10 protein-coding genes and 2 tRNA genes are annotated in these 16,020 nt (G+C 45.1%); 3 read left to right on the forward strand and 9 right to left on the reverse strand.

What is annotated here, in order from left to right; all coding sequences use genetic code 11:
- The first annotated feature begins 20 nt into the window (after nucleotides 1–20).
- The 3 genes from LLF92_09980 to LLF92_09990 all read left to right on the forward strand — a co-directional run bounded on the left by LLF92_09980 (nucleotide 21) and on the right by LLF92_09990 (nucleotide 4,303).
- Nucleotides 21–1,481, forward strand: coding sequence for a trypsin-like peptidase domain-containing protein (locus tag LLF92_09980; protein MCE5341435.1), 1,461 nt, complete (start codon nucleotides 21–23; stop codon nucleotides 1,479–1,481).
- Complete coding sequence (locus LLF92_09985; protein ID MCE5341436.1) at nucleotides 1,478–2,941, forward strand: hypothetical protein; 1,464 nt, start codon at nucleotides 1,478–1,480, stop codon at nucleotides 2,939–2,941. The genes LLF92_09980 and LLF92_09985 overlap by 4 nt, the downstream gene beginning before the upstream one ends.
- Nucleotides 2,942–3,028: 87 nt before the next feature.
- Nucleotides 3,029–4,303, forward strand: a complete 1,275-nt coding sequence (locus LLF92_09990) for a lactate racemase domain-containing protein (protein ID MCE5341437.1) — start codon at nucleotides 3,029–3,031, stop codon at nucleotides 4,301–4,303.
- Here LLF92_09990 and LLF92_09995 read toward each other — a convergent pair.
- The 9 genes from LLF92_09995 to LLF92_10035 form a co-directional block, all read right to left on the reverse strand.
- Nucleotides 4,292–4,858 (reverse strand): HNH endonuclease, encoded by a 567-nt coding sequence (locus tag LLF92_09995; GenBank protein ID MCE5341438.1) that lies wholly within the window; start codon nucleotides 4,856–4,858, stop codon nucleotides 4,292–4,294. The two genes, LLF92_09990 and LLF92_09995, sit on opposite strands and share 12 nt — an antisense overlap.
- A 481-nt stretch (nucleotides 4,859–5,339) precedes the next feature.
- Nucleotides 5,340–6,983, reverse strand: coding sequence for a glycosyltransferase family 39 protein (locus LLF92_10000; protein MCE5341439.1), 1,644 nt, complete (start codon nucleotides 6,981–6,983; stop codon nucleotides 5,340–5,342).
- Nucleotides 6,980–8,641: a glycosyltransferase family 39 protein gene (locus LLF92_10005; GenBank protein ID MCE5341440.1), complete on the reverse strand. Its 1,662-nt coding sequence runs from the start codon at nucleotides 8,639–8,641 to the stop codon at nucleotides 6,980–6,982. The genes LLF92_10000 and LLF92_10005 overlap by 4 nt, the downstream gene beginning before the upstream one ends.
- Nucleotides 8,642–8,661: 20 nt before the next feature.
- Nucleotides 8,662–8,735 (reverse strand) — tRNA-Cys (locus LLF92_10010).
- An 81-nt stretch (nucleotides 8,736–8,816) separates the two neighbouring features.
- Nucleotides 8,817–8,899 (reverse strand) — tRNA-Tyr (locus LLF92_10015).
- A gap of 163 nt (nucleotides 8,900–9,062) precedes the next feature.
- Nucleotides 9,063–10,001, reverse strand: coding sequence for a hypothetical protein (locus tag LLF92_10020; protein MCE5341441.1), 939 nt, complete (start codon nucleotides 9,999–10,001; stop codon nucleotides 9,063–9,065).
- Between the two features lie 5 nt (nucleotides 10,002–10,006).
- A complete protein-coding gene (locus LLF92_10025; protein MCE5341442.1) occupies nucleotides 10,007–12,277 on the reverse strand; it encodes a glycosyltransferase family 4 protein in 2,271 nt (756 codons plus the stop codon).
- Nucleotides 12,278–12,607: 330 nt separating this feature from the next.
- A complete protein-coding gene (locus tag LLF92_10030) occupies nucleotides 12,608–14,992 on the reverse strand; it encodes a hypothetical protein (protein ID MCE5341443.1) in 2,385 nt (794 codons plus the stop codon).
- 18 nt (nucleotides 14,993–15,010) lie between these two features.
- Nucleotides 15,011–15,838, reverse strand: a complete 828-nt coding sequence (locus LLF92_10035) for a prepilin-type N-terminal cleavage/methylation domain-containing protein (protein MCE5341444.1) — start codon at nucleotides 15,836–15,838, stop codon at nucleotides 15,011–15,013.
- Nucleotides 15,839–16,020: the final 182 nt, after the last annotated feature.

Below are 16,020 nucleotides of genomic sequence, written 5' to 3' on the forward strand. Positions count from 1 at the left end.
ATAAAAAAAATGGGATAATTATGAAATTAAAAATGTTTATACTGTTATTGTTTACGGCGGTCTGTTTTGCCGGGCCGGATATGACAAAATCGGTAGTAATGATTCAAATTGTAAAACAGCCTTACGATTATGCCACGCCATGGAAGCAGACGTCCATTTCACAGGGCGTCGGCTCCGGCTTTATCATCGAAGGCAACAGAATCCTAACAAACGCGCACAACATCTCCGACAGCCGGTTTATTATTGTCAAAAAAGAAAATTTCGCGAAAAAATATCCCGCAACGGTCGAGTTCGCCGGCCACGACTGCGATTTAGCGATTTTAAAAATCGCGGACGAAACCTTTTTCGATGGAATGCAGCCATTGGCAATTGGCGGTCTTCCAGAAGTCAACCGTACAGTCGAAACTTACGGTTTTCCGATGGGCGGCACTCATATAAGCGTAACGAAAGGCATTGTCTCACGAATTCAGACCGATATGTACGCACACAGCGGTGCGGACGGCCATCTTGTAGTCCAGACCGACGCGGCAATCAATCCCGGCAACAGTGGCGGCCCGGTAATACTTGACGGCAACGTCGTAGGCGTCGCTTTTCAGGGTATCCGGCAGGCCGACAACATCGGCTATATGATTCCGACAACAATAATTAATCATTTTCTGCTGGATGTAAATGATGGCAGATATGACGGCTTTGGCTCGCTGGGCGTAAGCATTTTTGAAGGTCTGCACAACGAAAGTTACAAGGAATATCTCAACCTGCCAGCCGATACCGAAGGCGTCGTTGTTACAGCGGTAACACTCAACAGTTCTGCGGAAAACGTACTGCGGAGAAACGACTGCATTACACAAATCGATAATTACGCTCTTGACAACGATGGCATGATTGTGATTTACGGCCAGAAGTATTCGCTTTCCGAAGCGGTCGAAGCGAAACAAATCGGCGAAACTGTAGATGTCGTTTTCTGGCGCGACGGCAAAAAGCAAACCGGTCAATTAACAATTCAGCTCAACAGGCCGGTGTTCGAGTTCGCCAGATTATATGATGCTCGTCCGCCTTATGTCTGCTTTGCGGGTCTTACGTTCGTATCGGCAAACAGAAACTTTCTCGAAACTTGGGGCCGTGAATGGATGAAAGATATTCCGCATATCCTGCGTTATCTCATGAGCGAATCACAAACGCTCAACACCGACAAGCTGCGAAAGGAATATGTAGTGCTTTCCGAGATATTGCCCGACCAGATAAATCTCTACGACGGCGATTTTCTCAATAAACCGCTTGAAAGCATCAACGACCAGCCTGTAAGAAGCCTCGAAGATGTGCGCAAAGCGTTCAGGAACAAAGACTGCGAATTTTTTATCGTAAAGTTTATAAGCTCCGATATCCCGCTGCTTTTGGACGCCAAACAGGCTCATCAGCAGAACGACGCGATTTTGAAAAAATATAATGTACCGTCATGGACTTATCCGGAGGAGCAGTTATGAAAAAGACATTTATAATTATTTTGATTTGTGTTTCATCTTTTTCCGTTTTTGCAAAAGACATTTCGGAAAAATTAAAAGATTCGATTGTATATCTTCAGATTACATATCACGGTTACGGACAATATACGCCGTGGAAGACTTCTGAATTATCGGAAGGTTTCGCGGTCGGCTGCGCAGTTGACGGCAATAAGGTTATCACCATCGCATCGAGCGTCGCCGACGCCAAGCTAATACAGGCCAGAACGGCAAACCAAAACGATTTCATCCCCGCCCAAATTTTGACCGTAGATTATGAAAGCAACCTCGCGTTGATTGAGCTGGATTCAAATTCGCTTACAAAACCGTTCAAGCCGCTTGCGTTCAGCGAAAAATACGTCAAAGGCGCCGGCGTCAGTTTCTACTGGCTTTCCGCCGACGGCAGAATGTACAACGGCAGAGGCTTTCTCGACAGAGTAACCGTCGAAAGCACCGCTGTCTTCTGTTCACAAACGCTTACGTTCGTTGCGGCAGGAATATCAGAAACGACGAATCTCGGACAATTATACTGCCTCGAAGACCGGCCTGTCGGCATCGCGAGCCTTTCCGGCAAGGAAAAAGAAGGCAATATCATTCCCGCTCAAATTATTAATCGCTTTTTGGCAGATGCCCGCAACGGCAAGTATAACGGAATAGCGATGAAAGGTTTCGAGGCATCCGCTCTGGTTGACCCGGCGATGCGAAAATATCTGAAAATACCCAATGATGTGCAGACCGGCGTTTATGTCGCGAACGTTTACACTATCGGAACCGGAAGCGACGTTCTCAAATCAGGCGACGTACTGCTCGGCATTGACGGATATTCAATCAATCCTTACGGAAGATACGAAGACCGGAGATTCGGCACGCTCGCATTCGACAGCCTCATAACCGGCAAAACCGCAGGCGACGCGATTACATTTGAAGTCTGGCGAGACGGCAAAAAACAAATTCTAAACGCCGTCGCAAAAAGATTCAACGCTTCCGATATGCTCGTGCCATGGTATGAATTCGACACACAGCCCGAATACGCGATTGTTGGAGGCTGCATCCTGCAGAAACTTACAAAAAGTTATATGGCAGGCAGAGGCGAAGACTGGCAGGGAAAAGTCGAGCCGCATCTTTATAATTATCTGATTAACGAAGCGTTCAAACCGACTGACCAGCGCAGAGACCTCGTAATTTTAAGTTACTGTATGCCGGCGAATATCAACATCGGCTATCAGAACTTGAGTCAGTACGTTGTCGATAAAATCAACGGAATGAAAATCTGCAGAATGAGCGACATCCCAAAAGCTCTTGCACTAAATCCTGATGCCAAATTTATCGTCATAGAGTTTGAAATGTCCCAGCCCGCGATTGTTTTAGACAGAAGTCAGCTCGATTACGCCGCTAATTCCATTGCTCAAGTTTACGGCATCGACAAAATGATGAATATAAAGTAGGAATACCAAACAATAAAATCAGTGAAATCTGCGTAATCTGTGATTATAAACGTTTGTAGGGTGGGCTTTAGCCCACGCAGTTAAAATATGAAAATTGAAATTTCTTACGGCAAAGGCAATATCGGTTTCGACATTCCGGAACAGAATCTGGCCGGCATTATCCGACCTGGAAAATCGCAGCCGCCATTAACCGCCGACCAAATTGACCGTGCAATATTAAATAATGAATTTACTCGCGCAGTCGAAAATAAGTATTTATGCGTACTCGTTCCGGATGGCACACGCGATTTGCCCATAAACACAGTCCTGCAATCGGCGGCAAAACTATTAAAACACGCCCGCCGTATCAGGTTCATCATCTGCACAGGCACACACAACGCCAAAACCGAACAGAATGATGTGTTGATTGAAAAAATCAGTTCGCTTATGAACGACCGCGGAATCAAAAACTTCGACATCGTCGCGCACGATTGCGAAAAAGCCGAATTCATCGACGCAGGTACAACGAGCAGACAAACGCATGTTTTGTACAACGCGGCAATTAAAGACGCCGAAATTTTCCTTGCGTTGAGCGATGTCAAGCATCATTATTTCGCCGGCTATTCGAATCCCGTAAAAAATCTCGTGCCCGGCGTATGCGCATACAAAACAACCGAGCAAAATCACAGTTTGAGTCTCGATGAGAACTCACACTTCGGCAAACATCCGTGGCACTTAAATAAAGATGTGAGAAACAATCCACTCGCCGCCGACCAGACCGAAGCGATGGAAAAAATCATCGGCGACCGACCGTTTTGGGCAATCACAATGATTAGCTCAAACAATAAAATCAACTGGCTGCAATTCGGCAAAGCGAAAGAAACAGCCGCCGCAGCCTTCGCAAAAGCGGATGAATGGAATATTTATAAAGTACAACCCGTTGAGCGAATGATTGTTTCGTGCGGTAAATCACCAAATGATATAGACCTTTACATCGCCCAGCGTGCGCTGGAACTTACAAAACAGGCGATAATCGACGGCGGAGAAATTTTGTTTGCCGCCGAGTGCGAAAAAGGCGTCGGCGCGGAACGCACAATGCCTCATTTCTGGAATTTACTGATTAAGCCGATGGATGAAATTTTCGCGCAGGTAAAAAATAAACCGTATAAATTATTCAGCCACAAGCCGCTGCGTTTTGCCGAGATGATTAAAAGACTGCGAAAGCTCTGGCTGTATTCCAAATTGCCTGCCGAGATGATAAAAGCCGCCCATCTGCACCCTGCCGAAAACATGCAAACCGTGATTGATGAATGGATAAAAGAAAAACCGAACGTAAAAATCCTCGTCGTTGGCGGTGCAAACAAGTTGGCCTTAAGAGTGTAATTCCCTCATTTCGCACAAATCCGTATTCAGCAGAAACGTTTTAAACGGTTCTTTTTTTAATATTGAAAAATTCAGCGGCGTGTATTCTTCATCGCCGTTTTCGATAACGAATTTATCTCTCGCCATCGCAGCCAATACCAGGCCGTTTGGCGTAAACGGACTGTAAAAATGCCGTCTTTTGTTTGATATGTAATATGCACCGCAGTATTGCCCTCTTTTGCTGTTAATACTTACACCCATAAATCCTGTCGAATTTTTCAAAACGCGGTTGAGCATATTTTGCCGATGCGTCACTATTCGCAGATTGCTTTTGCGATTATCCAAAGGATTTCTATTGATATGATCTACTACCTGTCCCTTCTTGGCGTTTGTGATTACCCGTGCAAGTGCTGTGGTTTTTCGTGTTTGGCGGTTGCGAACAAACACCTGCCCTGCCTTGCTGATTATGAGTGTTGATTTTAGTATTGCAGGATTATAGAACACATCCGCATCGAGTATAACATTTTTGCCTGCTGTTTTTCTGATAATACAGTTGGAAATGGTTGGTTTAGTCACAGGATTCCCCTTTCTATATAGGGATGAATCATGCGCGTTTTTTCACTGAAATTTGAATTGATGCTTTTTATGAAGTAATTAAATCATAAAAATTTTAAAACTGCGCCGGTAAACACTTGCGCTTTTATTGTTAGCACATCGACCTTTGCCTGGGGTTACGTTTTGTTTAGCCGTTGTCGGTACGACAACGATATTTAACCTGCCGTTCCACGGCAGGTTCGTTAAACCAAAAAATTCCAAAAAATATTAAATATTAAGGCTATCTCTACAAATGTAAAAATCAGAGCCATGAGCGTCAGCGATTGGTAATTCGTTCGTTAGCCCCGCGATTATTATCCGCCATTGGCGTGATATTCGAGGGGTTTGTTTACTAAATACAAAATGCAATATACAAAATACACAAAAAAATCAGTAAAGCTTGTCCTCGCAAAGGCGGGGATCTGCGTAATCAGCGATTATTTTTTTAGCGCCTTCGTGGCTATCAATCAACTCGTTTGAGAATCATTATCCAGCTTTCAGGCTTTTGCGGCTTGACATCGGAATCCCAGTGATATACCACTTCCCCCTTTTCTTTGAAAATTTCTACAAGCGCAATCTGCCGGTAATGTTCCGGAAAATATGAGTCCGCCCATTGAAAGATTAATTTCGAGCAGCCGGCAAAAGGCATCCACGAATCGACCGTTTTAACAACGACTATAAATCTTGGTTTACCGGCTTCGATTTGACTGATCATTTCCTGCTGCATCTGCACTGCGAACGGCTGGTTTTCCATCAGCGGATAGGTATAGATAAACGAAGTCGCCGAGCGTCTTTGAGAATAAAAATAAATCTGCGGCTCCGAACCGAAGACCACAATTTTATCGTCTTCGTTAGAGCGGGCTTTAATATATTCGGCAACTCGCAGTGTTTCGGGAAATGGAAAACCGCCATACATCACTCGTGAAATCATTTCCGGGTCGGTCAGCATAAAACATTTACGCTGCGAAAGAAAACAATACGACCAGGCAAGCAGAATCACAAGAGCCGCGGCACAAGCCCGTTTCCTGTCGGATTTGAAAATATTTGAAACGAACAGCACACCTGCGCCGGCAAGAATCGACAGCATCGGCAGGAAAAGTACAAAATAATGATTGCGAAAATACAGCCCTGGACACAGCGATAAAAATGAACATATCAAAAACGTAATCAGAAACACTCTATGTTTACGCAATCGTTTATCATATATACTGCCGATAAGCCCTGCCAACCCAAGCAGCCAGATAAAAACCGCTGACGGAACTATCTTGGACAGCGTTTCCTTCAGCAATCCAAACCCATCGGCGTATGAATTTAGACTGACATAATGCCTGGCGTAATCGAAAGTCCAAAACCAGAATTTGCCAAATACCCCGCTCTGCCACAGAATCACACAGGTAACGAGGAACGGCAGAATCACAAAAAACGAATAAACCAAAATCGGAAAGAGGAAGCGACCGGTAAATAATTTATTAGCCCCCTGACCTGTGCAGGGGGGTTGTCGTAGCGGAAGTAATTTCAAAAACAGAAAACAATACCCAAATAGAATAAACCCGATGCCGTGCTGCTTCATCATAAACGCGACACCCATCAGTAGCCCGCCAAAGATTAATTGCCATATTTTCTGACTCTCCGCAAATTTAACCAAAAGCAGAATCGCGGCTATGGCAGGCAGAACAACAAAATTCTCGGCGTTAGCCGTTGCCTGAATATTGATACTCATTGAGGTGATTGCAAAAAAAACCGCCGCCGCGGTCGCTGCAATTTTACCGAAAAGTTTTTTCGAAAGATAATAAATCAATATGATTGACGCCGCGTTGATAAGCAGCACGCCGAAATGGATTGCAAGGTGGTTTTGCCCGAACACCGCCATTATCGCTGCGTAAGCCGCGTAAATGCCGGGCATTTTCATATTGTACGCCAACTGGTAAGGCGGAACGCCCTGAAGCATTAACTGACCCGCGTAAGCGTATTCACCCTCGTCTCGTTCGAGCGGCGCAGCAAGCATCCTAATCCGGACAAACACGGTTACGACCATAACCATCGCCAAAATCAGCATCAGGAAAAATTTAAACGCTTTACTATTCACTTCGGCGGATTCATCTGTCATTGCATTGCACCCGCATAATCCTTTCTTTCGAAAATATATATCCGGGAGCTTTTGGGCGACACAACAGCGTCTGTTCCCCAGTAATACAATGTTTTCCCAGGCAAAATTTCCACAAGTCCGATTGAGCGATAATGTTCCATATATTGCTCAAACCATGTAAAAATCAGCATTTCAGATTTTGGCAGTTGGAGCCATGAAAATTTGTTAGTAACAAATATAAAAAATCTCGGTTTGCAGTTCTCTATTTGTTCGATCATTTCCCGCTGCATCACCAGAGCATACGGCTGCGCCTCCATAAGAGGATACATATATATGTAAGGCGATGCCGAGCGTCTTTGAGAGTAGAAAAATATTTCAGGCTCGGAGCCCAGGACGGCTATTTGGTCGGTCGGATTGGAGTGTTCTTTGATATATTTAGCGATTTCCTGCATTTCCGGAAACCCATTAGAGCCGAAGGTTAATTGTGAAATCTTGGCCGGGTCTTTTTCAAAATAATGATTCTTCGGCAAAAACAAAGTGCCCAGCCATACAGCAAGTAAAATCGTCAATCCGATAAACGCGGCTTTATTTTCTGATTTGACAATTCGCCGGCACAAACTTTCAACCGAGACAATTCCTGCGCCTGCGAAAATTGCTACAACCGGCAAAAACAATACAAAATAATGATAGCGGAAATACAGTCCCGGACAAACCGCAAGAAATGAGCAGATAAGAAATAAAACAAGAAAAACCCAATGCCTGCGAATATCTTTATTCCATAAAACGCTCAAAAGTCCCAGTGCTGCCAATAACCATATCAGCGGCGCCGAAGTAACAATCAGCCATAAATTTTTTTTGAGAATTATGAATCCGATTTTGAGTGGAACTAAGCTTACATATTTATTAGCATAATCGAAAGTCCAAAACCAGAACTTTTCAAACACTCCGCACAGACACAGAACCAGACAGGTAAAAAGAAATGGCAGAATTACAAAAAAAGAATAAACAAAAATTACATAAGTCGATTTCTTATAATTCCGAGGTTGTTGACGGAACAGGTTCCAAAGCAGAAAGCAATAACCGAAAAGTATGAAGCCTATCGCGTGCTGCTTCATCATAAACGCGATGCCCATCAGCAGGCCGCCTGAAATAAGATACAAAAGTTTTTTGATCTCTGTGAATTTCATTAGGAGCAAAATCGCGGCCATGGCAGGCAGAACGACGAAGTTTTCAGCATTAGCCGTTGCCTGTGCAAATTGGCTAAGCGAGGTTATGGCAAAAAACACTGCCGCTGTTACACCTGCGATGGAGTTAAAAAGTTTTTTCGCAAGGAAATAAATTAGTATTACCGTTGTGGTATTGATGAGTAGAACACCGAAATGAATGCCCGCCGCTGTCTGCCCGAACACAGCCAAAATCACTGCGTAAGCGGCGTAAATGCCCGGCATTTTCATATTGTACGCAAGTGTATAAGGCGGCACACCCTGGAGCATTAACTGCGCGGAATACGCATACTCGCCTTCATCGCGTTCAAGCGGTACAGACAGTATCTGAATTCGTATAATTACGGTAACAGATACCAGAACAAGAAAAACCGCAATTAGACAAGCATTAATGTATTTAGCGGGAAATGAGGTATTTTGAACGTTTGCCGGCACTTTTACATCCTGTAATACCATCCGTACAATAGCAAAACAACAGGCGGCGGTGGGATTCGAACCCACGGATAATGGTTTTGCAAACCATCGCCTTGGGCCACTTGGCTACGCCGCCAAAAATTCGCCACAGAACCCACAAGGAACACAGAAATATTTATTTCATCTGTGCCCCCTGCGCACGCTGTGGCTTGTTAAATGGGCCGGGTTGGAATCGAACCAACGTAGGCTTGCGCCAACGGGTTTACAGCCCGTCCCCTTTGGCCGCTCGGGCACCGACCCATTTCTGTCTCAATCTAAAGACTGAAAACCTGAACTATTAAAGCTTTTTTGTGTCTTCAATCCATAATGCAAAGACATAAAAATACCAAAAATTAAAGAGAATTGCAACCATTATATTCGGCTAATCTTCTTGTTTTTTGTTATTTTAATCCCTGCAAAATTATCATTGTCGTTCAAGCCATTCCAGAATAGACTTAATACTACCAGTAGCCAGTGCAATACTCGTATCCGCTGCACCGTAATACAAGTTAATTGTGTCACCATCAGGAGCTATAGTGTAGCCGCACGGAAAAACAACATTGTCAACATCTCCTCGCTGCTCATACGGTTCTTCCGGACCAAAAACCCACTCATCACCACGTTTAAGGCAAACCTCCGGGTCGTGCAAATCAAACAATGCCAAACCGAGTCGATAAAGGTTGCCTGAAGCGTTCTCTCGCACACCATGGTATATTACAAGCCACCCCTTATCCGTTTCAATAGGCGGAGGTGAAATACCAATCTTATTCGCATCCCACCATCCTCCCTTCCTGGCTTTCAGCATTAACTTATGATTGCCCCATTGACGCAAATCAGACGAATATGATATCCATATATGTGCACCAAGATTGTTGACCGGCCGGTGAATCAAAGCCCAATTACCAAGTATACGATTAGGCAGAAGCACCGCATCTTTATCTTCCGGCTGCATAATCAAACCATAACGTTCAAAGTGAGTGAAATCTTCTGTAAGCGCCAGGGATACACCCGGCCCATCGTGAGTATAGGCAGTGTAAACAACTGCATATTTATTTAGCTCGCTGATGAATGTTATACGAGGATCTTCAATACCCCAAAACTCTTCAGGGTAGTTCTCTGGAAATGGCACAAGGGTAGGCTGTTTATCAATCACCCAGCCGTCTTTACCATTGGCAGAACGAGCAGCACATAAGTGAGATTGCCCGCGTCTGTCTTCCACACGACAAAGAAGCAGAGTCGTGCCGTCAAGCAGCAGTGTGGCGGCAGGATTGAATACGCTATGAACCGGATACGGCCAATCCGCAGCGGTTAATATTGGATTCGACTTATAACGGTAAAATAGTTCAGGATATTGGTATTTCATAATATTTATGCCTCCATAGACATTGTGGTATTTTCGGCCAGACGCAGTTCGAGAAGCGACTGGAGAAAAGCCAGCGTTGACTCGGCGCCCTGATTTTCGTTCACGCTGTCGGGGTGCAAACCATCACGACACCCTCCGGTCGTTGGGTCATAGACAGGCAAATTCAAATCATTGCGTCCCAGGAACCAATCAAAGACCCTGCGGGCTTCTTTGCGCCAACGATTATCGCCTGTAATCCGATAGGCTTCCAGACATGCAGAAACCATTGTCTGGGTCTCCACCGGCTGTTGATCGAATCTGGCTTTCTCACCATTTTTTGGATAAAAACCATTAGAGCCGACAGGAACAAAATATCCGGTTTTCGAATGTTGTAAGTCTGCCAGCCAACATAACGACTCTAATCCCGCTTCTGCCATGGCAACATTTGACATCGTTTGGCCGCACAGGAGCAAGGCATGCGGTAACACAGCATTACAGTAGGTTAACCCGTCTTCATACCATCGCCACTCATTCGAACGGTTGTTTTGATAAAGCGTAAGCAATCGCTTAGCTAATTCATCCAGTACCTGACCGGCCTGTCTGTCGCCGGAAAAGCGATGCAGGTATTCGTGGATGCCAATGATTGCAAATGCCCAGGCGCGTGGACTTGTAGTATTGAGAATAGTCGGCAGTGACTGCTCGAATACGCGTCCTGCCATTCTTTGTAATACCGGCGTGCACGAGCGATTCAAAACGACGCCCATTGCCCACAAAGTGCGGCCTTGGCTGTCATCTGAACCGGCCTCATCAAGCCAGCGACGCTGGTAATCCATAAAGTTACGGAAACGACCAGTTCCCGTATTAAAAGCATAGCATATAAAGGCAAGATAACGAATGCTTAACTCTGATGCCGCTTTGTTACCCAGAACTTCCAAATATGTACTCACAATCAAAGCACGGGCATTGTCGTCAACGCTGTAGCCTTCCTGATAGTTGGGCACAATGAATGCAGCGTGCTGCAGCATACCGGTATCGTCTGTCATATTACGCAGGTGATTGAGTTTAATGGCCGGCAATTCGGTCGGACGTTTATCTAAAGGTTTGACCGCAAAGCCTGCCGGAATAAAATGTCGCCGTTCAACGCGAGCACGTTCAAAACTCGCGATATATTGATGCGCCACTTCCGGCCAAATCATCTGACGACCAAACATATAAGCCCGCTTACGCATAGCGTGCCGTTGTGACTCATTATCTAAAAGGTTAATAACCTGCTCGGCCATCGCCGCGGGATTCCTAAACGGTACCAGCATTCCCCGTCCATCAGCCAGCAGCTCCTGGGCGTACCAATACGGCGTCGAAATCATCGCCTTGCCCGCTCCCAGAGTGTAGGCAAGTGTGCCGGATGTGATTTGCGCCTCATTTAGATAGGGTGTGATGTAAATATCAGCCGCGCTGATAAACCGCACCAGCTCTTCCAAACTGACAAAGCGGTTATAAAAAATCACCTGACTTTCCACACCTTTTTCCTGTGCCAGCCATTGAAGAGACTGCCGATATCTTTCGCCTTCGTTCTGCAAGACATGGGGATGAGTTGCACCAAGAATGATATATACCACATTCGGGTGGCGGACTAAAATGTCGGGCAAGGCGGAGATAACAGTTTCGAAACCTTTACTTGCTGAAAGCAATCCAAAGCTAAGCAAGACCGTTTTACCCTCGACACCAAACATGTCTTTATGAAAACTTGGGTCAACAAACGGCACATCAGGAATGCCATGCGGAATCATATCAATCTTCTCCGGTCGTACACCATATATTTCCTGTAATAATTCCGTACCGCGATTACTCATAACAATCAATCGATCCGACAAAGCCGCAACTTCTTCCAAAACCCGCTTTTGAGTTGGGTTCGGGTCACGCAAAATAGTGTGCAATGTCGTAACGACAGGCATTCGCAATTCGCGCAAAAGCGACAGGATATGGCTGCCCTCACGCCCTCCATAAATGCCATATTCATGCTGCAGAGATACCATGTCAACTTTATTTATGTTCAGAAAGTCAGCGGCCCGGCGATATGAATCAATATCTTTTTCCGTCAGTTCAAACCGAACGCGAGACGGATAAGTGTAACCACCATCAATATCATTGACCGGCAGTGCAATGCAGGCTGTTTGACTATATTGACCGGCAATGGTCTCACACAAATCTGTAGTAAATGTAGCTATGCCGCATAATCGCGGCTGATAGTTACCAATGAACGCAATTCGATTGAGTATTGAACTTGGTACATTATCCACGATGAGCACCTCTTTTCCGGCAGCCGGTACTTTTTATCGATTTCTAACCCATGAAAGTGACTTTGGACACTTTTTCGAGGGTATAATGCCCAACTGCCCACATTTTTTTATATCAACGTTCAAATTCTTATAGATGGATATAGCCTATAAAAACGCGCTGATATTTAGATTATAGAACAATTCTGTGTATTTTGAAAGGTTTTAATTTTTTTGCCCAGCACGCGATTTATACCCTTGAGGGTAGTAAATTCCCGCGATTGAAAGAGGAAGATATCATTTCTAAAACACTTACCCGCGGATTATCTGGAAAATTCAATCGTGATCAGCATACTACGGTTTATTGTTCGCAAGCCAATTGTCGGCGAGCTTATTTAAGTCTATGAAATTAACAATATTGTCATCGTTGATATCCGCCCTGCCCGAACAAATGCTTTGCTCAAGCCAGTGCTCAACTAATTCCGCAACATCCTGCATATCAACGATACAATCGCCGACGATGTCGCCGACAAGACGCTGCGGCGATGCCTGAATCTGGGCGCAAGTGGCGAAATTAGTGTTAGTCTTGTAATCAATTACAACATTATTAACAAATTTCTTATTGCTCGATATCGTTATCTGCCCGCCTGCCGGTGCAAGCACTATCACAACCGCACTGTCAGGCGTGATGTCGAAATCCGTTATTCCGCTTACATCGGTTTTCAGGAAAGTCTGCGAAACAGTATCGTACAAATCGACAGGACATTGGTCAACATCAATCTGTACGTTTTTTGCCGTAGTGTATGGATTATAATATAGATATGTCGGATAAGCCGGTGCGTGGTAATAATCTGTCGCAAGTAAATCCAGCCGGAGAATTTTTTCTACGTTTGTCGGCTCTACAATTGCCGCCAGCATTCCGACGTGCGATGCACCATACAACGCAAAATCCGTCCCCATACCCCACATCAAACCATCGCCCATCGCATAAGGTGAAAATCCTGTCGTCTCGGTTATCACCATCAGCCAATTAACATAAAGCCCGTCATTACCTGTGCCCGCTGTATCCGGATTTGTATCGCGTACCTTTATATATATCGCACCGCTCAAACCTAACGGCAGGTCATAAGTGTATTCCTGATTACTGCCTGTGTTATCAACGGTAAACATATCCGTGTAAATTCCATTCGGCAAAATCGCATAAGATAAAATAAAACCGCTGTCCACATCTCCACCATCAAAATAACGACCATGGAAGTGAAGCGTATGGCTGCCGCTGTGTTCAATGTTCAACAACCACAGATGGTCAAGTTTGTCGAACGCTCCGACCGTTTGCTCTTTAAATATTTCATATTTGTTGTCTTTCAGATGAGTATTGACATAAGTGGCGGTAACAGTGCCATAAGTATTGCTGTAATCGGACGCGACCCTATCAACGATTCGCGGCGTTTTTCGCAGGCCTTCATACGCGATGCAATTGCATGGGTCATAAATGTACGACCAGTTTTCGCCCGACTGATGCGCTGCGTCAAGGCCGTTTGTGTAAAATAAACGTGAAGCGTTTGCGGCGTTGAGTATCCATTTGCCGATAGCGCGAGCATAATCCTGATTATATCGAGGTATCGGCGCAAGTGCAGCTGCCCATTGAAATGTGTTCATCGCAAAGGCGTATCCGTCGCCATCGGTTACACTGCCCACCAAACCATCGCAGTCATATCCGCCCCACGGGCTATCTGCTATTACGCCCCAGCCATATCTTGCATCCGATGCGGTACTCGGCTGAAAACACCAGTTTAAAATTTTATAAAGATTATAACTTGTTCCCGTTTCGGCATTCATTCTCGCGGCCGTGTACGCACCATAAGGCAAAAGCACCTCGTAAAGCGGATTGTCGCTGCGTGCATAAAGATACTCTATGCCCCACTTTGCTCCCATCAGATGCTGTGGCGCAGACCACTTCACATACGCCATATATTCAATCCACGCATAACCGGCGGCGGCATCCGGCTCGTTCCAATTGCCATTGTCGAAAGGCGTCATCGTATCGAAATCAAAAGCCGTGTGCGTAAAATTCGGCACCGTCCACGGCGATGTTCGCCCGCCCATCGCGTATTCGGCGTTATAAAGCCTATCGGCCATCGCGTACATCAGCGTTTCCATTGAGCCGGTGTTCGGATATTTTGCCAATAGTTGACAAAACAAAAGAGGAGGAAAAACTTCGTACCAGAAAGATTGCCCTGAATCTGTGGATGTGTAATTCAACACCATATTCTCGCCGTTTGCCAGATTGTAGTACTGCTGCTGCATCAGGACGAAATTATAATACTGCCCTGTTGCCGCGACATATTGATTGCTTTTGTCTATGCCGGCCAGTGTGCCGCCCAAAACCGCACCGAGAACATTTATAGACTCATGTGCGCCGCCGCTGGTCTGGTCATATCTGCCTACATAAGACGGCATTCCGAATGTGTTCCACGAATAATTTACCCGGTTGGTATCCCACCATATTATCGGATATGTTTTCCACCATGAATCAGATGATGATGTGGTGCGGGTAAAACTGAAGATGTAATTATCGTAATCTCTTGCTACCTGCTTCCAGTTGCGCATTTGATACGGCACAGGCATATTCGGCATCAACTCGATTCGTGGTATATTGATTTGAGATGCTGTAATAATATTTGCATAAAACACAACAGCCAGTATTGCAGCGATAGTTGCCGAATATGAATTCTTCATCTGTACTCTTATCAACGATTAATTATACGGCGGATCTAAGTAGAGCCTGTCGCCAATTGGAAACCACGATGGTTTATTTAAGAGAAACTGATTAAGGCCGTCGTCAGGATCAACTTTGAATATTTCCTGCTTGGACAGGTACTTTACATGGCCGTCATAGAACAAAATATTTGCGCCTTCTCTGTGCCTATATGCCGGCATATCCCACTCTCGGCTACTCATCCTGTCGCCTATCTTATCCCAAAACCGTGTATAATCAGCACTCTCATAATGCACGGCAAACCACTCTGCATCCATAAAGAAAAACTTGGCAGCCGGTCTTTCCACCTTCGATGTCTTCAACGCCTGCGCTTTGCCTCGACGCGTGCTGGTAGTAGGAACCCAACTGGCCGCAACACTAATACGAAGCCCTACACTGTTCATCCCGTAGCTAACACCTTCCACGTTTCCGTTGCCATATTTTATAAGACCGCCATTAGCAACTGTTCGTTTATCCGATGGACACTTGTACTCTGCCGGTAACGTCCCTGTAACATTACCCGCTAATGTTTCATCGTTTTTTCGCCCCTGCATACCAACTATCTTCATAAACAGCGGATTCTGAAACCACTTCCAATCACGTGGAGGTGGATTAAGCCCGTTGTATATGGGAACATGATAGTCGTCTGAATCAATAGCATACATTTGATCACCTAACGCCATGGTTTTTAAATGATTTGCACAAACAATTTTTCTGCCCTGTTCGCGTGCCTTGTTCAACGACGGTATCAAAACTGCCAGCAGTATCGCAATTATCGAAATTACAACCAGTAATTCGACCAGAGTAAAGCCCTTTGTCTTTTTCATATTATACTTCCCTTACAGGGAATACCAGCGGCGTCTTTAACAAGACACCGCCGGTATCACCATTAAATTCAGACAATCTTAAGAGCACCTCTAACAATTCGCAAAATTGAGATTGCCTCGTCATTTTTACGTCTAAAGCCACAAAAAATTTCTCGCAATGACATTTTTAGAGGTTGCCTTAA

The sequence above is a fragment of the Planctomycetaceae bacterium genome, from assembly GCA_021371795.1.
Taxonomy (GTDB): Bacteria; Planctomycetota; Phycisphaerae; order Sedimentisphaerales; family UBA12454; genus UBA12454.